This is a genomic window from uncultured Sneathiella sp. (assembly GCF_963973085.1).
GTDB lineage: Bacteria > Pseudomonadota > Alphaproteobacteria > Sneathiellales > Sneathiellaceae > Sneathiella.
The window spans coordinates 571,174-590,690 of record NZ_CAXAXA010000002.1; the positions used below are offsets into that span (position 1 = coordinate 571,174).

Below are 19,517 nucleotides of genomic sequence, written 5' to 3' on the forward strand. Positions count from 1 at the left end.
TACAAGCCCTATTAAAAGCGAATTTTTCAATTGGTCAGAAGCACTTCCAGATTATTGTACCGGACCCTGATGGGGGTTGTCGTATTGATCTTTCTTGCTGCGCTGGCGCTGGCGGCGGCGCTGGCCCGTGGTCCGGTCTCGCTCACCTTCTTCACGCCCTATATCGAGCAGGTGCTGGCGGCGCAATATCCCGACTATGAACTGGCTTTCAGCGATGTCGGCCTGGAATGGAACGGGCGCGACAAGAACCTGGTGGTGGCGGTGGACAATCTGGAGGTATCGGAGGAGAACCGGCGGGTTGCCTCGATCCCTGATGTCACGGTGGTGTTCAGCGGGGAGGCCCTCCTGCGGGGGCGGATTGCCCCGGCGGAGCTTGAGTTTACAGGCCTGCGCATTCGGCTGAACCGCGATGCAAGTGGCGCCGTCAAGCTCGGCTATGAAAATGTAGTGATGCGCGATGGCCCGAAAATGTCGGCGTCTCCCGCCACGGCGGAAGAGGCGGAGACCGTATCGCGGGACGGTTTTCTCGATATCCTGAAGGAACTCAGCCGGGAGCCGGACCCGGAACGTCTCACCGGCTATCTGAAACGCCTGGAAGTCTACGATTCGGCGGTGTTTATCGAGGATGAAATCCTGGAGAGGTTCTGGCGGGTAACCGGCGCAGATGTCTTTGTCTGGCGGGAGGAGCATGGCCTGCGCGGACAGGCAAGCGGGGCCATCAAGATCGGCAACGAGACGGTCTCTCTCGTCGCGCTTGGCGACTATGACCGGGAACTCAAGCGCACGGAGATTGACGGCCAGTTCTCTGATCTGCCGCTGCCGCTCGTCGGGGCGCAGGCGCCGGAGCTGGAAATGCTGAAAGGGGTCGACCTCACCCTGTCCGGTCATGTCAGCCTGGAGCTGGACGAGACGTTCCGCTTCGAGACCATGGGCTTTGACTTGCGGTCCGGCGCCGGGAAAATCGATATATCGGATTTATACAAGGAACCGCTTCCTATCGAGAGCGTCTATGTTGCCGGTGAAGTGACCGGCGATTTCAGCAAGGTAACACTCGATACGGTCGAAGCCAAAACGCTGGGTACGACGGTGGAAATGACCGGTGTGGTTGACATTGTGGAGGCAGGTATCGGCCTTGCGCTTGATGGCAAGCTGGCTGATTTGCAGGTCAATAATATCGGTCGCTTCTGGCCCTATTCCATGGCCTCGAACGGCTATGACTGGGTGACAGCAAATATCAGTGAGGGGATCGTGCCCGCCGGAACGTTCGTCATCAACCTTCCCGTCGGGGCGCTGGAGAGCGGTGAGATCCCGGAAAGGGCGGTTGATCTGCGCTTCGATCTTAAGGGGGTCTCCGCCGATTATTACGCGCCGCTGCCGAAGGTCACGGATATCAGCGGGAGCGCGATCCTGACGGAAACCGGCGTCACCATCAAGGATATGACGGGTCGCCTCGGTACACTGGAGGTCACGTCGGACAATGTGACGATTCACGAATTCGATAAATATGACCAACTCGCGGATATTCAGATTCATGTTACTGGCAGCAGCCGTGAAATCTTCACCTTCCTCGATCTGGAACCGCTGGGCCTTGCCTCGCCTTACGGGATCGTGCCCTCGGCCATGACCGGGGAGGGGGCGGTCGATGCCTCCTTCAAGTTTCCGCTGCGCTTTGACCTCACGCTGGAGAAGGTCGAATACTGGGCGAAGGGCGAATTCACCGACGCGACCATCCCTGACGTGGCCGAGGATATCAACCTCACCGGCGGCAAGCTGAAGGTCGCAGTCGATCCGACGGGCGTCACCGTGGACGGAACGGCGAAGCTCAATATCGTACCAGTGACGATCTCGGCGGAAAGCTGGTTCAGTGGTCCGCGGGAGGGGAACCGGCTCTATCATGTCACAGGAGAGATTGACGAGGCCGGGCGGGCCTCCCTCGATATTGGCACGCCTTATCTCGCTGGACCGATGAGCGCAGATCTCCTTATCGAGACGACCCCGGCGGGCAGCGCCTCGGGCAAGGTCAATATCGACTTCGCGAAGACTGCGATTTCGGTGGAGCCGTTGCACTGGACGAAGGAGGCGGGCGTTCCCGGTCAAGTCACCGCCGATCTTGAGGTGACGGCGGCGAATGTCGGGACCCTTTCCAATATTATGGTTGAGGTCGGGGACATGAAAGCCACGGCCACGGCGATCCTGAAAGATGACCTGCTCAGCAGCCTGACGGTGCCGAGGGTGACTTATGGCGAGAATGATTTCGCCCTTGAATTCACGCAACCCGCACCCAATGACATGAAGGTCCGCATTCATGGGGCGCAGTTTGATTTGAAGCCCTTCGTCGTCGCCACCTATGACCTCAATGAGGCAGATATCGATGGCCCGGAGGAGGACCGGATGATCGATATCGACGTGGAGATCGAACGGGCGCTGATGGACCAGGAGCTGACCCTGGAGACTGTCCGGGCAACCATGCGGGTTGAGGGGAATCTGATCGAGGGCGGAACGGCAACGGGTAAGTTTGCAGGCGAAAAAACCTTTAATTTTGACCTCGGACGTGACGGCGAGACACGTACTGTCAGCTTTATTTCCGACGATGCGGGCTCGCTCTTTCGCGGGCTCGACCTCTATGATGATTTCCGCGACGGCACACTAAAAATGAGCGCCGTGATTGACGATACGAAAGAGAGCCGTCCCGCCAAGGGAACGATCGAGATCAAGGATGTGCGGGTGGTCAATGCGCCGGTTCTGGGCAAGATACTGACCCTCGGCTCGCTCGGCGGGATTGTCGACCTGTTGCGCGGGGACGGCATGGTCTTCGCGACGGTGGAAGGACCGTTCACCTATGAAAACGGTATTTTCCAGACCAAGGACTTCCGCGCTGTCGGCTCCATCGGCATCACCTTTACCGGCACGGTGGACCAGCCCGCTAACAAAATTGATGCCTTCGGGACGGTGATCCCGTCCTATACTCTCAATTCTATGCTTGGGAATATACCGATCCTCGGTACCCTGCTGGTCGGCCGTCAGGGGGAGGGGATTTTCGGCTTTTCCTACAAGGTGACCGGCGGGATGGAGGATCCGGATGTCGATGTCAACGCCGTCTCGGCGCTGGCGCCCGGTATCCTCCGTCGCATGTTTTTCGAACCCTGGGACCAGGACGATATAGAGCCGCCATCAACGACCAAGCCGGACGCGCGGCAGAGCCCATAAAGCCGCCGAGTCTCAGACAGGCTGGATCAGGTAATGCCGCTTCTTGCCCGCCGAGAGCTTGATCCTCCCGTCCGCATCGAGATTGTCGAGGGTGAGCACAGCCTTCTCGTCGGCGATTTTTTCATCATTCACGCGGGCTCCGCCGCCCTTGATCAATTTCCGCGCCTCGGAGCTGGAGGCGCAGAGGCCCGCTTGCTGGAACAAGGCGAAGGCGGGAACGCCGTCCGCAAGTTCGGCGCGCGGAATTTCCAGCGTCGGCAGCCCTTCCGCCGTCTGCCCCATCTCGAAGGTCTGGCGCGCGGTCTCGGCGGCGGCCTCGGCGGCGGCCTTGCCATGGGCCATTTCGGTGCAGGCATCGGCGAGGATTTTCTTCGCCTCGTTCAGCTCCGCCCCGTCGAGCCTCTCCAAACGCGCCACCTCATCCAGCGGCACCTCGGTAAACAGCCGCAGGAACTTGCCGACATCCGCATCCTCGGTATTGCGCCAGAACTGCCAGTAATCATACGGGCTCAGCATGTCTTCGTTGAGCCAGATCGCGCCGCCTGCCGTCTTGCCCATCTTTGCGCCTGACGCGGTGGTGAGGAGCGGCGAGGTGAGGCCGAACAAAGAGAAACCATTCGTCCTGCGGCCGAGCTCAACCCCGTTGACGATATTGCCCCACTGATCGGAACCGCCGCATTGCAGCGTGCAGTTATATTGTTTCTTCAACTCGACGAAATCATAGGCCTGCAGGATCATGTAGTTGAACTCAAGGAAAGTCATGGACTCCTCGCGTTCCAGCCGGAGCTTCACGCTGTCGAAGGAGAGCATCCGGTTGATCGAGAAATGCGGGCCGTAGTCACGCAGGAACTGGATGTATTTGATATCGTCCAGCCAGTCGGCATTATTGACCATGATCGCGTCCGTCGGGCCGTCGCCGAAGGTGAGAAACTTCTCGAACACCGTCTTGATGCCGTCCATATTCTCCCGGATGACGGCGTCGGTGATCAGCGGGCGGCTTTCGTCGCGCCCGGTCGGATCGCCGACTTTCGTCGTCCCGCCGCCCATCAGCACGATCGGCTTGTGCCCGGCCTGTTGCAGGCGACGCAGGATCATGATCTGCATCAGGCTGCCCGCATGGAGACTCCTGGCCGTGCAGTCGAAGCCGATATAGGCGGTCACGATCCCCTCAGCAAAGGCTTTATCCAGCGCGTCTAAATCTGTACATTGATGCAGGTAGCCGCGTTCGGTGAAGACTTTCAGGAAGTCGGAGCGTAATTCGGTCATGGGACGTATTCTGTTCTAAATGAGGTTCAAGAGCGCCATCGTTTAGCACATATGGAACGGGTTTTAAAAGTACGGGATGAGAAATGACGTCAAATAAGCAAAAACAGGCCGAAAATCAGCCGCTTCGCGCCCTCGGGCTGATGAGCGGGACCTCGCTCGACGGGGTCGATGCGGCGATTATCGAAACCGACGGCGTCACGGTCCGTTCGTTCGGTCCGGTGCGCTCCGTCCCATACGAGGCGGGCTTTCGCGGACGGCTGCGCGACCTGCTGGGCAAGAAGACTGCCGGGGCGGACATCATCGCCGATTTCACTGCCGCGCAGGCCGAGGCGGCGCTTACGCTCCTCGCGGAAAACAACCTGACACCCGCCGATATCGACGTGATCGGCTTTCACGGCCAGACGATTTTTCACGACCCTGCGGGCCGCCTGACCGTGCAGATCGGTGACGGCGCGATGATGGCGGAACTGACCGGTGTCGATACGGTGGCCGAGTTCCGCCATGCCGATGTAGCCGCAGGCGGGGAGGGCGCGCCTTTCGCTTCCCTCTATCACCGGGCACTGGCGACGGACTTGGGCGGGCCGCTTGCCGTGCTCAATCTCGGCGGGGTCGGCAATGTCACCTATATCGACGGGGAGACGGTTCTGGCCTTTGATACGGGTCCGGCGAATGCGCTCATGGACGACTGGATTTTGCGCCATACCGGCGCGCCGTTCGATGACGGCGGGCGGATCGCGGCGAAAGGGGTCGTCAATGCGGCGGCACTGGCAACACTGCTCGACCATCCTTATTTCGATATGACGCCGCCCAAAAGCCTCGACCGGGACCAGTTCCCGGTGAAAGAGGCGATTGCCGGGCTTGGGTTGGAAGAGGGCGCGGCGACCCTGCTCCGCTTCACGGTGGAAAGTATCCGCCGGGCCCTCGATCACCTGCCGGACAAACCAAAGCGCTGGCTGCTGACCGGTGGGGGTCGCAAGAACCCGGAACTGGTCAGATATATTGCCGAAGTCGTGGACGCCCCGGCGGAACCGGTGGAGGCGGTCGGCTGGCGCGGCGATGATCTGGAAGCCGAGGCCTTTGCCTTCCTCGCGGTCCGGAGTTTACGCGGCCTGCCGCTCAGCCTGCCGACGACGACGGGCGTCCCGGAACCGATGACTGGCGGGGTGCTGTATCCGGCCCCATCGCAAAAGCGCGAGAGTGCCCGAGGTTAGTCTTCCTCGTCCTCGCCGTTCAGCCGCATGTCGAGATAGGCATCGACAGATCTCATCAACGTGTCCTGATGACCTTCGAAGAAATGGTCGGCATCGGGTATTTCATCATAATCAATCGTGATGCCCTTCTGCGCCTGCAATTTCTCCACCAGCTTCTTGATGTCGCGGCGCGGCACCAGCACGTCCTTGTCACCATGGATGATGATCCCGGAGGACGGGCAGGGCGCGAGGAAGGAGAAGTCATACATATTCGCCGGCGGGGCAATCGAGATAAAGCCGGCAATTTCCGGCCGCCGCATCAGCAGCTGCATGGAAATCCAGGCGCCGAAGGAAAAGCCGCCGATCCAGACGGCGGGCGCGTTCGGGTTGTGGGTTTGCATCCAGTCGAGGGCGGACGCGGCATCGGAGAGTTCCCCGACGCCGTGGTCATAGTCACCTTGGCTGCGGCCGACGCCGCGGAAATTGAAGCGAAGAACGGAAAAGCCGCGCTTCTTGAAGGTGGTGAACATATGATACACCACCTTGTTGTTCATCGCGCCGCCATATTGCGGATGCGGGTGCAGAACCAGCGCGAGCGGCGCATTGGGATCGTCGGAATGATGGTAACGCCCTTCAAGGCGTCCTTCCGGTCCATTAAAAATAACGTCTGGCATTTATTTTCTTATTCCTAATACAGCTTCGTTTTGGGGCTGGAATGATCTCAGCCGGGGCTCAATTTCCGATCCATGCCTGTGGGCGTGTGCGCCAAGAATGCGGTTGCGATCCTTGACGGTACCCCTGATAAGCATATATCTGTTAATAATGGGCGCTTTGAACCTCAGGTGAATTCCGCTACAAGAGCGGCACAATACAGAAGGTAAGGGCAAATGTTCAAGCATATTAGCGAAGAAATTACCTGCGTGATGGAACGCGACCCCGCGGCACGGAGCCGGATGGAGGTTGCGCTGCTCTATGCGGGCTTTCACGCGATCGTTCTTCACCGGGTGGCGCACTGGCTGTGGGAGCGGAACTGGCGTCTGTTGGCGCGGTTCTTTTCGCAACTCGGCCGTTTCCTCACGGGCATTGAAATTCACCCCGGCGCGACGATCGGTCGCGGCTTCTTTATCGACCACGGCATGGGTGTTGTGATCGGGGAAACTGCGGAAATCGGAGATAATGTCACGCTCTATCACGATGTGACGCTCGGCGGTGTGGCGCCGTCGATCGATTCCGATGCGCAGCGCGGCGTCAAGCGTCATCCGACGCTGCAAGACGGTGTGATCATTGCCTCCGGCGCGCAAATCATCGGCCCGATCTCTGTGGGAAAATGCGCCCGCGTCGGCGCTAACTCTGTTGTCCTCAAGGATGTGCCGGACCACACGACCGTCGTCGGCGTGCCTGCGCGCGCCGTCAGCGCATCGAAAAAGGACCGCATGGATGAGAGATTCGCCGCCTATGGTGTTGGTAATCACGATCTGCCCGACCCGGTCTTCAAGGTGATGGACGGTCTTCTGGACAAGGTTCAGTCGCTGTCCATGCGGGTTGAGGAGCTGGAGCAGGAACGTCGTGCCGCTGCCGATGCGCCGATTTCGATCAAGCGCAAGAAAAAGCCCGCTGTGACGGCGGGTTCGAAAACCAAATCCTGACTATCCTGATGTAAACCGCCTGTGGCGGGACAAGTAACCGCCATGAGCAAAGCCGTCTATCTCGACTATAACGCGACCGCGCCGATCCATCAGCAAGTAGTGGAGGCGATGGCCGCAGTGATGACGGCAGGCGGTAATCCGTCCTCCGTGCATCAGTCGGGGCGGACGGCGCGCAATCGAGTGGAAGAGGCGCGCGCCGCCCTTGCCGGGCTCATTAATTGCAAATCTCCGGAAATCATCTTCACCTCCGGCGGGACGGAGGCGAATAACTTCGCCCTGTCCACTGCCGGGGACCGTCCACTATTCATTTCGGCGACCGAACATGATTCGGTTCTCGCTGCAGCAGGTGAGGCGGCCGTGCGACTTCCTGTCGACAGCCATGGAATTCTCAATTTAGATGTATTAAGGGCGGCGCTGGCGGCGGCAGAAACCCCTGCTTTTGTCTCCGTCATGCTGGCGAATAACGAGACCGGCGTGATCCAGCCGATCCGCGCCATTGCCGATATTGTCCATAAACAAGATGGCCTGCTGCATTGCGACGCCATTCAGGCCGTCGGCAAGATCCCGGTGGATTTTAATGAATTCGGCGTCGATATGATGTCCGTCTCGGCCCATAAATTCGGCGGTCCGCAAGGGATTGGTGCTCTGGTCTTGCGGGAGGGGCTCGCCGTGCCCGCCTTTATCCGCGGCGGTGGGCAGGAGCTTGGCCGTCGCGCCGGAACCGAGAATGTTGCCGCCATCGCCGGTCTCGGCGTTGCCGCCCGTACCGCCGAAAAGATTATTGCGCAAGGGGAGGCGATTGCCGCGCTTCGCGATGAGATGGAAGCGCGGATCCGCGACCTTTCCCCTGCCAGCCGGATTTACGGCGGCACTGTTCCGCGTCTGCCGAACACCAGCAGCATCGAAATGCCCGGCGTTCCCGCCGAGCTTCAGGTCATGTCCTTCGATCTCGATGGTTTTGCGGTCAGCGCCGGTTCGGCCTGTTCCTCCGGCAAGGTCAAGGCAAGCCATGTGCTGAAAGCCATGGGCGCGAGCGAGGAGGAGGCGGGCACAGCCATCCGCATCAGTCTCGGCTGGCGCACGACGGCGGCGGATATTGACGCCTTCATCGACAGCTGGCGCAAGCTCTATAAGCGGAAATCCCCGAAATTTGCGGCCTAGACAAGAGACCAAGGCGCAGGTTAAGTAGAAAGTCAGAGAAGTTCAGGAGTTTGACCCCGCATGCCGAAAATGACCTTTATCAAGCCCGATGGCAGCCGACAGGAAGTTGATGCGCCGCTTGGCCATACCATTCTGGAGATTGCACACCAGAATAATATCGACCTGGAGGGTGCCTGCGAGGGGAGCCTCGCCTGCTCAACCTGTCATATCATCGTGAGTGACGAGGATTTTGAGCGCCTGCCGGAGCCGACGGAGGACGAAGAAGACATGCTCGATCTCGCCTATGGCCTGACGCGGACCTCCCGCCTTGGCTGCCAGATCGAGATTACCGAGGAACTGGACGATCTCGTGGTCAGCCTGCCGGGCGGATCAAACAACATGATGCTGTAATGGCGGCCCAATTATTTGAACGACTAAAGGCCGATAACGCTGCTGCCTGGTCCGCCTATACCGAGCATGATTTCGTTAAGGGGTTGCAGGCGGGAACGCTGCCCAAGGCGGCCTTTCAATATTACCTGAAGCAGGACTATCTCTTTCTCATCCAGTTTGCCCGCGCCTATGCACTGGCGATCTACAAGGCCGATAACCTTGCTGAAATGCGCTCCGCCCTTGCCGGGGTGAAGGCCATCCTCGAGACCGAGATGGCGCTGCATGTCAGCTATTGTGCCGACTGGGGCATTGAAGAGGCGGTGCTGGAAACCCTGGACGAGGCGCCGGAGACCATCGCCTATACCCGCTATGTGCTGGAACGTGGCATGGCGGGGGACTTGCTCGATTTGATGGTGGCGCTCGCCCCTTGTGCAATCGGTTATGGGGAAATCGGTGCCGCGCTTGCCAAATCCCGAGACACGAAGATCGAAGGCAATCCCTATATCACCTGGATCGAGATGTATGCGAGCGATGAGTATCAGGAGCTTGTCGCCGATATGAAAACGGAAATTGATGTCCTTGCCACCAAGCGCCTCACCGAGGCCCGCTTCCCCGACCTCTCCAAAACCTTCGCCACGGCGACCCGGCTCGAAGCCGATTTCTGGCAGATGGGCCTGAACGCGGTTTAAAAGCTATTTCACGCCGTCCTTCAGGGTCCAGGCGATGTCATAGTCCTTGACATAGTCGCTATGGGTGACGAGGCCGCTTTCTTCATTCCAGTAATGCAGGAGATATTCCGGCGGCTCGAACACGGTGCCGAGTTCGTTGTTCTCACCCAACAGCAGCCGCACCTGATGCGAAGTGGAGGGGCAGGTCTGGACCAGTGTGCCGCCCGCCAGTTTCTGGATGGCCCGGTGTATATGCCCGCAGAGCACCCGCTCAATATGATCATAACGGCTGAGCACATCAACGAAGTCTTCCATATCCAGCAGGCCCATCTCGTCCATGCTGACGAGGCCCGTCTTGAACGGCGGATGATGCAGGAGGATGACAACGGCGCGCGCGGCCTCCTTGCTGATTTCCTCCTCCAGCCAGGCAAGCTGCGCTTCGCCAAGGTGGCCCTGCGGTTTGCCATGGATGTTGGTGTCCAGCGCGATCAGCTTGATCGGCCAGCCATCGACCACATAGTTGAGCGTGCCGGACGAGGGCAGGTAGTCATGCTCGGGAAACGCCTTGCGCAGGAGCGTGCAGTCATCATGATTGCCGGGCATCAGATAAACCGGCATCTCGAATTCCGCGACAATCTCCTTGAGAATCACATATTCCTCCGCCTTGGCGCTGTTCACGAGGTCGCCGGTGAGGAAGACGATGTCGGGGCGGTTGACGCTTTCGTTTACGTGACGGACGGCGTTGCGCAGTTTCTCCGCCGGATGGTAAAGCTTGGCGAATTCATCTTCCGGGACGGCGACATGGGTATCACTGAGCTGCGCGATCAGCATGGATTATCCTTTTTCCTTCACAATGGAGAGCATATCACGGGTTCGGACGAATTTCCGCCGCGGTGATTTTTCGCCGCCGCGCGCGATCTCTGCCGCATCGATCCTTTTCCAGTCGTCGAAGGAAACCGCATGGATGCCCTTTTCCGCACACCAGGCGTCAAGATCCGCCGGGCCTTTCTTTGCGGGATCGCCGCCGCCCTCAAAATCCGCCATCATCCGCTCCACCACATTCTGGCTGTCGATGCGGTTGGTGCCGATGGTGCCGGAGGGGCCGCGCTTGGCCCAGCCGACCACATAGAGGCCGTCGGCGACGCGTCCCTCGTCATTCTTGACGATGCCTTTTTCCACGGGCAGCCCTTCCAGAATGCCCATCTCATAGCCGATGCAGGAAACCAGAAGCTGGCAGTCGATCTCATAGGTCTCGCCGGTGCCGGCGGCCTTGCCATCGACGATCTTGTTGCGCTCGAACCGGACACCGGTGATGGCGTTATCTCCGAGAATCTCAACCGGGCTCGCGAGAAAATCGAGATGGATGGAGCGCCCCTCGATGCCGGGGCGGATATGCTCGAAACTGCGGAGGAGGTCGAGGTTGGTGTTGACGACCTTTTCCTCTTTCTTGTCATCCGAGGTGAAACCGTCCGGCAGCACGGACTTGTCCGTATAGGTGGTGGCCGAGGTCAGCTCGGCAAACTCCCCGAGTTCCTTGGAAGAGAACTGCGCATTCTCCGGCGCCCGCCGCCCGACCACATGCACGCGCTTGAGCGGGCTTTTGAAAATCTCGCTGGCCGCATGTTCGGCGAGATCGGAGGTGACCATCTCGTTTTCCGTGCGCATCAGGATTCGCGCGACATCAAGGGCCACATTGCCGTTGCCGATGACGACGGCGGTGTCGATATCGAGATTGGGCACCGCGTCACGAAATTCCGGATGGGCGTTATACCAATAGACGAAGACCTGCGCGCCGAAAACACCTTCCTTCTCTTCGCCGGGGATGCCGAGGCTACGGTCCTTCGGAGTCCCGGTCGCGATCACCACGACATCGTAGAATGCCCGGAGACGATCCAGCGGGATATCGGTGCCGAGGCCGATATTGCCGACGAAGCGGACATTGGCGTTTCCCATCACCTTGTCATAGGCGCGGGTGACGGCTTTTGTGGTCTGGTGATCCGGCGCGACCCCGGCGCGGACCAGCCCGTAAGGCGTCGCCAGTTTATCGAGGATATCTATTACGCAATCGGGGTTTTTCTTGACGATGGCGCCTGCCGTGTACATCCCTGCCGGTCCCGAGCCGACAATACAAATCTTTAACCCTGCCATTTTTTATACTCGTTTTGTTATCGTTTCAGGCCGCCAAAACGCCGGTAGAACTCTTCCGGGGCAGGCGGGAGTTTTCCTGTCTCATTTTCAAGCACAGTCATCAAATGTTGTTCCGCACCCTCCCAGACGCGGCGGTAGATTTCCTGAAACAGCGCCCGGGCCCGGTTGCCGTTCCAGCCGGCGGGCAACAGTTCCGCCGGCAGCATCGGGTCCCGCAAGAGGACCCGCCTGTAATCATGCACCAAGAGGCTGCGAATGATAAAACATTTTTTTTCATCAACGGCCGACGCATCCATATCCGCCGCGGCGAATTTACTGAAATGGCCGATAAAGCGGTCGTAATCCGCCTCCAGGCTTTCCAGGTTCCAGCCTTTCGCAACGAGGATGTCTGGCGTATCAAAGGGGGTATCCGCGAGGCCCTTTCCGCTCAGGATTGTCACCTTGCCGGAAAGATCGAGATCCTGCAGCAATGTCTCGACGCTGTCCTTGGTTGCCGTCGGATGGGCATGGACACCGGCGCCGAGATCGCCGAACCCGAGCCAGCCGAGCGCGGTTTCCAGATGGCGGCGGTCCGCATCACTTATGCGTCGCCGGGCGACGAACAGCAGCAGCCAGTTTCCATTCCACGGAATATCTTCGCTTGCATAGATTCGGTGCGTCGCTTCGGCAAAGCGATGCTTGCCCGATTGCGTCAGGCTGTAGTAGCTGCGCCGCCCGACTTGCTCAGAGGAGAGAATGCCGTCTTTTTGCAATCGGAAGACGGCGGTGCGTACCACTCGCTCATTCAGCCCCAGCGCCGCGACGAGCTGGATCAGACTACCGAGCCAGACGGTGCCGCCATGCGGCGCGACACAGTCGCCCCACACAGTGACCAGCAGGGATTTCGCCTTCAGGTCCAGCTTATTGAACAATGGCGTGATCAGGGTGTCTGCCGATGCGGGCTTGCTCATGCGGCCCCCCGCTGCAAAGGACAGAATACCCTGTTCCGGTTCCCATTTGGTTGCGCCACCTTAATCCCTTAGCTTACTATTTGGATTTTTCTCTTTATCCTTTATAGTCTTATCCGATCGCGAGGGACAAGGGGGACGACCGTCCGGGTGATATGCAGAATCTCGACAAGATAGAATTGCTCAAAGAGCTGACGCCGCAGGAGCGGGCAGGTATCGCCAGCAAATGCGCCTGGCGGACTTTTGGCGCGAATGAACAGATACTGGAGCGGTCGACCGACAGCCGCGACATGTTTTTCGTTGTCGAGGGCAGCGTCAATATCGTGAATTATGGCGTTTCGGGCCGCGAAGTGACCTATGCTTCCGTCGGGGAAGGACAGTATTTCGGCGAACTGTCGGCGATTGACGGCCATGCGCGCTCGGCCAATGTGGTGGCGAATACGCGCTGCCTTCTCGCCAGCCTGAGCCCGGAATTGTTTCAGGAACTTCTCATGCAGAATCCGGCGATCATGATGTCGGTGCTGCAACGGCTGGTGCGGATCATCCGCATCAATGACGACCGTATTCTCGACCTTTCCACCCTCGGCGCGGTGCAGCGGGTGTGCCAGGAACTCCTGCGCATGGCGGAGCCGGATCCGGTGACAGCGAACAGCTGGCTGATCTACCCGATGCCGACCCAGAGCGTGATTGCCAGCCGCGTCTCGACGACGCGCGAAACCGTGGCCCGTGTGCTGGGTCAGCTTTCCCACGAGGGCATGGTGCTGAAAAAGGGCAAGACGCTTTACTTAAAGGATAAGGGCGCGATTGAGGATTATATCAAGACACTGGCCATGACCTCGGGTCAGAGCGGGCGCTGATATTCTGATTAAATCCGGTGGGTCTCAGCTCTGGCTGATGGTGACGGATTTGACCAGCGCCCAGACTGGCGTTTCCTTTTTAAGTTTCATTTCCTCGAACGAGCGGCGGGTGATCCGTGCGGTCAGTGGGAAGCCGACATCGAGCAGAATCTCCTCCATGCCCTGGCTCCCGGCGCAGTGATCGACGACCTTTCCCTTGAACCGGTTGAGGATGGAGAGGGACTTCGGCTCTGATTTGGCGAGCGCCACATCGCGGGCGCGGACGCGCAGGCGGAGCCCCGTGCCGGGCTCCCGTGCGGTGCCTGTCAGATAGAGCCGCCCGCCGCCCGTCGTCTCTAATGTGAGGAGATGATGTCCGGGTTCATAATCGATGACCGTTGCCTCCACGATCGTGCCCGCGTCATAGCCGCCGGCATAGGGGATCAGGTCAAGGCGGCTAAAAATCTCCGCCGCCGGTCCCGCCGCCTTCAATATCCCCTTGTCGAGCAGCACAATGGTATCGGCGAGGCGGGCAATTTCCTCGATCGAATGGGAGATATAAAGAGTGGTCAGGCCGAATTCCGATTTCAGCGCCTCGATCAGGGGCAGGATTTCCGCCTTGCGGCCCGCATCCAGGCTGGACAGCGGCTCGTCCATGATCAGCAGTTTCGGATTGCTGAGCAGCGCCCGCCCGATAGCGACCCGCTGGCGCTCCCCGCCGGAGAGGGCAGCGGGCTTGCGATCCAGAAGCGGACCAATCCCGAGGATGTCCACCACCTTGTCGAAGGTAATGGGAGTGCTGCCGCGCGATGGCCGACGCGTGCCATAGGTCAGATTGCCGCGCACAGAATAATGGGGGAACAGGCGATGTTCCTGAAAGACAAAACCGACATGGCGCTGATGGACGGGCAAGTTGATCCCCTTGGCCGTGTCAAACAGCGTCCGGCCGTCGATCTCGATGCGGCCTTCGTCGGGGGTGATGAGCCCGGCCAGCATCTTGGCCAGCATCGTCTTGCCCGCGCCGGAGGGGCCGAAAACGGCGGTCAGGCCGGGCTCTGCCTTGAATTCTGCGCTGGTATGAAAGCCGCCAAGCGTCTTCTTGAGCCGGATGTCGAGCATCAGTCACGCCCCTCCAGCAGTTTCGCCGACCGGCGGCTCAGCCATTCGGAAAGTGCAATCGCCCCGAACGCGATCAGGACAGAGAGGATGACCAGCCGCCAGACAGCGCTTTCTCCGCCCGGCACTTGTAGCAGCGAATAGATTGCGAGCGGCAGGGTCTGTGTCTGGCCGGGGATATTGGCGACAAAGGTGATGGTCGCGCCGAACTCGCCGAGAGCCCGCGCAAAGCCGAGGGTTGCGCCCGCGAGGATGCCCGGCAGGATCAGCGGCAGGGTGATGGTCAGGAACACCATGACAGGCGAGCGGCCGAGGGTAAGGGCGGCGACTTCAAGATTCGCATCGACCGCCTCGATCGCCTGGCGGATGGAACGGACGATAAAGGGAAAGGCCATCACGGCGGTGGCGGCAACAACGCCTTTCCAGTTGAAAATCAGCGACAGGCCAAAGGTATCCTGCAACCAGCCACCGATCAGCCCGCGATTGCCGAGCATCACTAGCAGGAAATAGCCGACGACCACCGGCGGCAGGACAATCGGCAGATGCACCAGCACATTGAGCAGGGTTTTTCCGTAAAAGTCCCGCCGCGCCAGCAGCCAGGCGACCAGGAGCGCGGGCAACAGGGACAGACCGACGCACCAGAGAGCGACTTTCAGGGAAAGCATGACGATTTCCAGCTCCGCCGATGACATGCTCATGATCCTTTGGACTTATCCCCGTACATTTCCTCCGGCGGGACCTCGACCTCGCTAATGATCTCGGTTTCGCCGTCGCGAATGGCGGTGAAGAAGCAGTTATGGCGTCCGGTGTGGCAGGCGACACCGGTCTGATCGACCAGCAGCAGTAATGTGTCGCCATCGCAATCTATGCGAAAATCGACAAGCCGCTGCACATGGCCGGAGGATTCGCCCTTGCGCCACAGCTTACCGCGTGAGCGCGACCAGTAGCAGACTTGCCCTTCCACCAGTGTCGCGAGGACCGCGTCGGCGTTCATCCAGGCCATCATCAGCACTTCACCACTATCATGCTGTTGCGCGATGGCCGGGACCAGTCCGGTCGAGTCGAAGGCGATCTTGTCAAGAATGTCGTTGTTCATCCTGAATCCTTGCTCTGAATTTGCGAATCATTGTCACCGATTCGTAAAATTTTCTCTATTTCGCCGCGTTCAACCGATCAAAACCGGCTTTCAGGTCGTCAAGCAGGTCATCAACCGATTCCAGCCCGACATGGATCCGGATCAGCGGATTAGTATTGTCCCATTGGGTCGCCGTCCGGACGCCCGTCGGGTCGGCGGGCAGGATCAGGCTTTCATACCCGCCCCAGGAAGATCCCATGCCGAAAAATTCCAGATGATCCATAAAGGCGGCGAGCGCGTCCTCGGAAACTTCATGAAGTCGGAAAGAGAATAGTCCGGAGGCGCCAAGGAAGTCGCGCTTCCAGATTGCATGACCCGGATCGTCCGGCAGGGCGGGGTGGAAAACCGCTGCCACCTCATCGCGGCCCTTCAACCATTCGGCAATGGCGATACCGTTTTCCATATGTTGTTTCAGGCGCACGGCGAGGGTGCGGATGCCGCGTTGCGCGAGATAGGCATCGTCGGGCCCGGTCGTCTGCCCGAGCAGATTTGCGCCCTTCTGCAGGACCGGCCAGCAGTCCTTCGTCGTCGTCACAAGACCGATCATCACATCGCTATGACCGACGATATATTTCGTGCCCGCCTGGACCGAGATATCGACGCCATGTTCGAACGGTTTGAAGAACAGCGGGGAGGCCCATGTATTGTCCATCACCACCAGCGCATCCCTTGAGTGCGCTACGTCCGCGATGGCCGGGATGTCCTGCATTTCGAAGGTCAGGGAGCCCGGCGCCTCGACATAGACGAGGCGGGTATTGGGGCGGATCAGTTCGGCTATACCGGCGCCGATTTGCGGATCGTAATAGGTTGTCTCGACCCCGAAACGTTTCAGGTATCCGTCACAGAAAGACCGGACAGGGCTATAGACTGTATCAAGCATCAGGATATGATCGCCCGCCTTGACAAAGGCAAGAATCGCATTCGCGCAGGCCGCCATGCCGGACGGGAAAACCTGGGCTCGATATCCGCCTTCCAGTTCCGCAACGGCGTCTTCCAGCGACCAGGTGGTCGGTGTGCCGATCCGGCCGTAGGAGACAATCCGCTCCCCGGCGGCGCGGGCAGCATGAGCTTCCTTTCTGGCTTTCAATGACGGAAAAAGAACGGTCGAGGCATGATAGACCGGCACGTTAACGATGCCGTAATTTGACTCCGGATCCCGACCGGCGACAACAATCTTTGTTTCATCTTTCATGGCAGTATAACCTGTAGTTTCTGTATTTTTCTAATTCCTGTTGAATATAGGAAGCGCCGGGAACTTAAAAGGGGTAAAATTCCGGGCTGAGACAGTCAAATTCAATATTTTTTCGCAAGCGCAGCATATTTTACATTGACGCAAGGAACAAAAATACTATCGTCAAACACTTAGGAGGTCATGATAATTTAAATCATGACTTTCAAATGTAATTCACGAGAATGCTCAGAAATAAGGTTAACACCTTAAGAGAAGCATGTGATTTACCAGACAAATATTGACTAATAATCAATGGACAGGAAGGTCATTTCATGAAAAAAGCGAGTTTTATTGCTGTCGCAACAGCAGCGACTTTTATGGCGACAGCGGCAACCGCAGCCACATTGGACGATGTGAAAGCCAAAGGCTTCATCCAGTGCGGTGTTACAACCGGTCTCGCCGGCTTTGCCGCGCCGAATAACGAAGGTCAGTGGGAAGGCTTTGACGTGGATTTCTGCCGCGCGATGTCGGCCGCTATCTTCGGGGACCCCGACAAAGTCAAATACACGCCGACAACCGCGAAGGAGCGTTTTACCGCACTTCAGTCCGGTGAAATCGATGTGCTGGCCCGGAACACAACCTGGACCTTCAGCCGCGATGTGAACCTCGGCTTTGAATTCGTTGGCGTCAACTACTATGACGGTCAGGGCTTCATGGTCAAAAAGGCGCTCGGCGTTAAATCCGCCAAGGAACTGGACGGTGCTCGTGTTTGCGTGCAGTCCGGTACGACGACGGAACTTAACCTCGCCGACTATTTCACGGCCAATGGCATGAAATACGACTCAGTCGTTTTCGACACCGCCGATGAAGTGCGTGAAGCATATCTGAAAGATACCTGCGACGTGTATACAACGGATGCGTCCGGTCTTTATGCACAGCGCTCTGTGATCGCTGATCCATCAGAGCATGTCATTCTTCCGGAAATCATCTCGAAAGAGCCGCTCGGCCCGCTTGTACGCCACGGCGACAACGAATGGGGCGACATTGCCCGCTGGACGTTGAACGCGATGATCGAAGGGGAAGAGCTGAACATCACGTCGGAGAATGTCGAATCGCTGAAGTCAGATAGCGAAAACCCAAGCATTCAACGTATCCTTGGTGTTTCCGGTGATCTGGGCCAGCAGCTGCGCCTTGATAACGACTGGGCCTACAACATCATCGCGAATGTCGGCAACTATGGTGAAGTCTTTGCCCGCAATCTTGGTGAGGGAACGCCTCTGAACATCGATCGGGGACTGAACCAGCAGTGGAGCAAGGGAGGCATTCTCTACGCACCACCGCTTCGCTAAGTAAGAAGTCATAGCGATTATGTGAAAGGAGTGTATGGCCTGTTTTAACCGGACATACACTCCTTTTGCTTTTTAACAGCCGTAGTCTTAACAATCCTTGGGGAGGAGTAGTTTATGACGGCAGAAGCAGCTGATCTTGAAGTTGCCAAACTTAGCAAATTTCGAGACCCGCGATACCGGGCAATTTTCTACCAGATTGTCGTAATCGCGCTATTTATTCTCTTCGTCGCCTATGTCAGCCACAACACGGCGGTCAATCTGGAGAAACGTGGCATCGCCTCCGGATTTGGATTTCTGAGCCAGCCTTCGGGATTTGGCATCGGCATTGTCCTCCTGATGGATTACAGCAGCCAGACATCGACCCATCTTGATGTTCTGATCATCGGCATTATCAATACCCTCGCCGTTTCAATCTCCGGCATTTTCCTCGCGACCCTCATCGGATTCATCTTCGGCGTCCTGCGCCTGTCGAAAAACTGGGTCGTCAACAAGATCGCCGCCGTCTATATCGAGGTAATCCGCAACATTCCGCTGCTGGTGCAGCTGATGTTCTGGTACTTCGCGGTGTTGTCCGTCTTGCCGCTTGTCGGGGACAGCATGTCGATCGGCAACAACTTTTTCATCAATAACCGCGGGGTGAATTTCCCGGCAATTATCCCGTCTACCGGGTTCTGGCTTATTCCGGTGGCGCTGTTGGTCGCGATCGTCGCTTCGGTGGTGATTGGTAAATGGGCCCGCAAGCGCCAGGATCTGACAGGACAGATATTCCCTGTGTTCTGGACCAGCGTCGGCCTGATTATCATCCTGCCGGTAATTGCCTCGCTCATCATGGGCGGGCCCTTTACGATCAGTTATCCGGAATTCGGCCGGTTCAGCATAACCGGCGGCTGGTCGCTTGAACCGGAATTCCTGGCGTTGCTGCTCGGACTGGCAATCTACACCGGTGCCTTCATCGCGGAAATTGTCCGCTCCGGTATCAACTCGGTCAGCCACGGCCAGACGGAGGCGGCGCATTCCCTCGGGATCCGGGGCAGCTTCACGATGCGGCTGGTGATCCTGCCACAGGCGCTTCGGGTGATCGTTCCGCCTCTGACAAGCCAGTATCTGAACCTGACGAAAAACTCCTCGCTCGCGACCGCCATCGGGTATGCGGATATTACGGCAATCTTCGCCGGAACCTCGCTGAACCAGACCGGTCAGGCGATCGAGGTGATTCTGATAACGATGTTGTTCTACCTTTCCATAAGCCTCCTGATTTCGATGTTTATGAACTGGTATAACAAGCGCATAGCATTGGTGGAGAGATAA

Annotated in this window: 18 protein-coding genes; 9 read left to right on the forward strand and 9 right to left on the reverse strand. The window is 58.4% G+C overall.

The features are described from left to right. Window positions 1–30: 30 nt before the first annotated feature. The gene (locus AACZ19_RS07015; RefSeq protein WP_339632372.1) at window positions 31–3,207 is read left to right on the forward strand and encodes an AsmA-like C-terminal region-containing protein; all 3,177 of its coding nucleotides are present in this window, start codon (window positions 31–33) and stop codon (window positions 3,205–3,207) included. Between the two features lie 12 nt (window positions 3,208–3,219). Here the strand turns inward: AACZ19_RS07015 and tyrS are convergent, their stop codons facing one another. Beyond that, entirely contained in the window at window positions 3,220–4,473 is a 1,254-nt protein-coding gene (gene tyrS / locus AACZ19_RS07020) for a tyrosine--tRNA ligase (RefSeq protein ID WP_339632373.1), read from the reverse strand. A gap of 83 nt (window positions 4,474–4,556) precedes the next feature. Between tyrS and AACZ19_RS07025 the strand changes: the two genes are divergently transcribed. Then, window positions 4,557–5,684: an anhydro-N-acetylmuramic acid kinase gene (locus AACZ19_RS07025; RefSeq protein WP_339632374.1), complete on the forward strand. Its 1,128-nt coding sequence runs from the start codon at window positions 4,557–4,559 to the stop codon at window positions 5,682–5,684. Here the strand turns inward: AACZ19_RS07025 and AACZ19_RS07030 are convergent. Continuing rightward, window positions 5,681–6,337 carry an alpha/beta hydrolase gene (locus AACZ19_RS07030; RefSeq protein WP_339632376.1) on the reverse strand — a complete coding sequence of 219 codons (657 nt, stop codon included), beginning with the start codon at window positions 6,335–6,337 and terminating at the stop codon, window positions 5,681–5,683. The two genes, AACZ19_RS07025 and AACZ19_RS07030, sit on opposite strands and share 4 nt — an antisense overlap. Window positions 6,338–6,550: 213 nt before the next feature. On the opposite strand from AACZ19_RS07030, the gene cysE reads away from it, so the two are divergent. From cysE to tenA, 4 genes are read left to right on the forward strand one after another with little or no spacing between them, the layout of a single operon-like run. Further along, window positions 6,551–7,309, forward strand: coding sequence for a serine O-acetyltransferase (gene cysE / locus AACZ19_RS07035; RefSeq protein ID WP_339632378.1), 759 nt, complete (start codon window positions 6,551–6,553; stop codon window positions 7,307–7,309). 42 nt (window positions 7,310–7,351) lie between these two features. Beyond that, complete coding sequence (locus AACZ19_RS07040) at window positions 7,352–8,470, forward strand: cysteine desulfurase family protein (protein ID WP_339632380.1); 1,119 nt, start codon at window positions 7,352–7,354, stop codon at window positions 8,468–8,470. Window positions 8,471–8,530: 60 nt separating this feature from the next. Further along, a complete protein-coding gene (locus AACZ19_RS07045) occupies window positions 8,531–8,860 on the forward strand; it encodes a ferredoxin family 2Fe-2S iron-sulfur cluster binding protein (protein WP_339632382.1) in 330 nt (109 codons plus the stop codon). Then, a complete protein-coding gene (gene tenA / locus AACZ19_RS07050; RefSeq protein ID WP_339632384.1) occupies window positions 8,860–9,528 on the forward strand; it encodes a thiaminase II in 669 nt (222 codons plus the stop codon). Before AACZ19_RS07045 ends, tenA begins: the two co-directional genes overlap by 1 nt. A gap of 3 nt (window positions 9,529–9,531) precedes the next feature. Here tenA and AACZ19_RS07055 read toward each other — a convergent pair whose 3' ends face one another. From AACZ19_RS07055 to paaX, 3 genes are read right to left on the reverse strand one after another with little or no spacing between them, the layout of a single operon-like run. Continuing rightward, window positions 9,532–10,338, reverse strand: a complete 807-nt coding sequence (locus tag AACZ19_RS07055) for a phosphodiesterase (RefSeq protein ID WP_339632386.1) — start codon at window positions 10,336–10,338, stop codon at window positions 9,532–9,534. A 3-nt stretch (window positions 10,339–10,341) separates the two neighbouring features. Beyond that, window positions 10,342–11,655 carry an FAD-dependent oxidoreductase gene (locus tag AACZ19_RS07060; RefSeq protein ID WP_339632388.1) on the reverse strand — a complete coding sequence of 438 codons (1,314 nt, stop codon included), beginning with the start codon at window positions 11,653–11,655 and terminating at the stop codon, window positions 10,342–10,344. A 17-nt stretch (window positions 11,656–11,672) separates the two neighbouring features. Further along, on the reverse strand, window positions 11,673–12,605 hold the full coding sequence (gene paaX, locus AACZ19_RS07065; protein WP_339632390.1) for a phenylacetic acid degradation operon negative regulatory protein PaaX: 933 nt from the start codon (window positions 12,603–12,605) through the stop codon (window positions 11,673–11,675). A 152-nt stretch (window positions 12,606–12,757) separates the two neighbouring features. On the opposite strand from paaX, the gene AACZ19_RS07070 reads away from it, so the two are divergent. Beyond that, on the forward strand, window positions 12,758–13,459 hold the full coding sequence (locus AACZ19_RS07070; RefSeq protein ID WP_339632392.1) for a Crp/Fnr family transcriptional regulator: 702 nt from the start codon (window positions 12,758–12,760) through the stop codon (window positions 13,457–13,459). A 24-nt stretch (window positions 13,460–13,483) separates the two neighbouring features. Here the strand turns inward: AACZ19_RS07070 and modC are convergent, their stop codons facing one another. From modC to metC, 4 genes are read right to left on the reverse strand one after another with little or no spacing between them, the layout of a single operon-like run. Next, complete coding sequence (gene modC, locus AACZ19_RS07075) at window positions 13,484–14,557, reverse strand: molybdenum ABC transporter ATP-binding protein (RefSeq protein WP_339632394.1); 1,074 nt, start codon at window positions 14,555–14,557, stop codon at window positions 13,484–13,486. Next, on the reverse strand, window positions 14,557–15,246 hold the full coding sequence (gene modB, locus AACZ19_RS07080) for a molybdate ABC transporter permease subunit (protein WP_339632396.1): 690 nt from the start codon (window positions 15,244–15,246) through the stop codon (window positions 14,557–14,559). Before modB ends, modC begins: the two co-directional genes overlap by 1 nt. Window positions 15,247–15,248: 2 nt before the next feature. Then, entirely contained in the window at window positions 15,249–15,650 is a 402-nt protein-coding gene (gene hisI / locus AACZ19_RS07085; protein ID WP_339632398.1) for a phosphoribosyl-AMP cyclohydrolase, read from the reverse strand. Window positions 15,651–15,705: 55 nt separating this feature from the next. After that, window positions 15,706–16,881: a cystathionine beta-lyase gene (gene metC / locus AACZ19_RS07090; RefSeq protein WP_339632400.1), complete on the reverse strand. Its 1,176-nt coding sequence runs from the start codon at window positions 16,879–16,881 to the stop codon at window positions 15,706–15,708. A 311-nt stretch (window positions 16,882–17,192) separates the two neighbouring features. Here metC and AACZ19_RS07095 point away from each other — a divergent pair, with 311 nt between their 5' ends. Both AACZ19_RS07095 and AACZ19_RS07100 read left to right on the forward strand, forming a co-directional pair. Beyond that, window positions 17,193–18,209: an amino acid ABC transporter substrate-binding protein gene (locus AACZ19_RS07095; RefSeq protein WP_339632402.1), complete on the forward strand. Its 1,017-nt coding sequence runs from the start codon at window positions 17,193–17,195 to the stop codon at window positions 18,207–18,209. Between the two features lie 114 nt (window positions 18,210–18,323). Continuing rightward, a complete protein-coding gene (locus AACZ19_RS07100) occupies window positions 18,324–19,517 on the forward strand; it encodes an amino acid ABC transporter permease (protein WP_339632404.1) in 1,194 nt (397 codons plus the stop codon).

Excerpts from the sequence above, each read along its gene's own strand:
- tyrS (WP_339632373.1), bottom strand. The coding sequence starts at position 4,473 with ATGACCGAATTACGCTCCGACTTCCTGAAAGTCTTCACCGAACGCGGC.
- AACZ19_RS07025 (WP_339632374.1), top strand. The coding sequence starts at position 4,557 with ATGACGTCAAATAAGCAAAAACAGGCCGAAAATCAGCCGCTTCGCGCC.
- AACZ19_RS07030 (WP_339632376.1), bottom strand. The coding sequence starts at position 6,337 with ATGCCAGACGTTATTTTTAATGGACCGGAAGGACGCCTTGAAGGGCGT.
- cysE (WP_339632378.1), top strand. The coding sequence starts at position 6,551 with ATGTTCAAGCATATTAGCGAAGAAATTACCTGCGTGATGGAACGCGAC.
- AACZ19_RS07040 (WP_339632380.1), top strand. The coding sequence starts at position 7,352 with ATGAGCAAAGCCGTCTATCTCGACTATAACGCGACCGCGCCGATCCAT.
- AACZ19_RS07045 (WP_339632382.1), top strand. The coding sequence starts at position 8,531 with ATGCCGAAAATGACCTTTATCAAGCCCGATGGCAGCCGACAGGAAGTT.
- tenA (WP_339632384.1), top strand. The coding sequence starts at position 8,860 with ATGGCGGCCCAATTATTTGAACGACTAAAGGCCGATAACGCTGCTGCC.
- AACZ19_RS07055 (WP_339632386.1), bottom strand. The coding sequence starts at position 10,338 with ATGCTGATCGCGCAGCTCAGTGATACCCATGTCGCCGTCCCGGAAGAT.
- AACZ19_RS07060 (WP_339632388.1), bottom strand. The coding sequence starts at position 11,655 with ATGGCAGGGTTAAAGATTTGTATTGTCGGCTCGGGACCGGCAGGGATG.
- paaX (WP_339632390.1), bottom strand. The coding sequence starts at position 12,605 with ATGAGCAAGCCCGCATCGGCAGACACCCTGATCACGCCATTGTTCAAT.
- AACZ19_RS07070 (WP_339632392.1), top strand. The coding sequence starts at position 12,758 with ATGCAGAATCTCGACAAGATAGAATTGCTCAAAGAGCTGACGCCGCAG.
- modC (WP_339632394.1), bottom strand. The coding sequence starts at position 14,557 with ATGCTCGACATCCGGCTCAAGAAGACGCTTGGCGGCTTTCATACCAGC.
- modB (WP_339632396.1), bottom strand. The coding sequence starts at position 15,246 with ATGTCATCGGCGGAGCTGGAAATCGTCATGCTTTCCCTGAAAGTCGCT.
- hisI (WP_339632398.1), bottom strand. The coding sequence starts at position 15,650 with ATGAACAACGACATTCTTGACAAGATCGCCTTCGACTCGACCGGACTG.
- metC (WP_339632400.1), bottom strand. The coding sequence starts at position 16,881 with ATGAAAGATGAAACAAAGATTGTTGTCGCCGGTCGGGATCCGGAGTCA.
- AACZ19_RS07095 (WP_339632402.1), top strand. The coding sequence starts at position 17,193 with ATGAAAAAAGCGAGTTTTATTGCTGTCGCAACAGCAGCGACTTTTATG.
- AACZ19_RS07100 (WP_339632404.1), top strand. The coding sequence starts at position 18,324 with ATGACGGCAGAAGCAGCTGATCTTGAAGTTGCCAAACTTAGCAAATTT.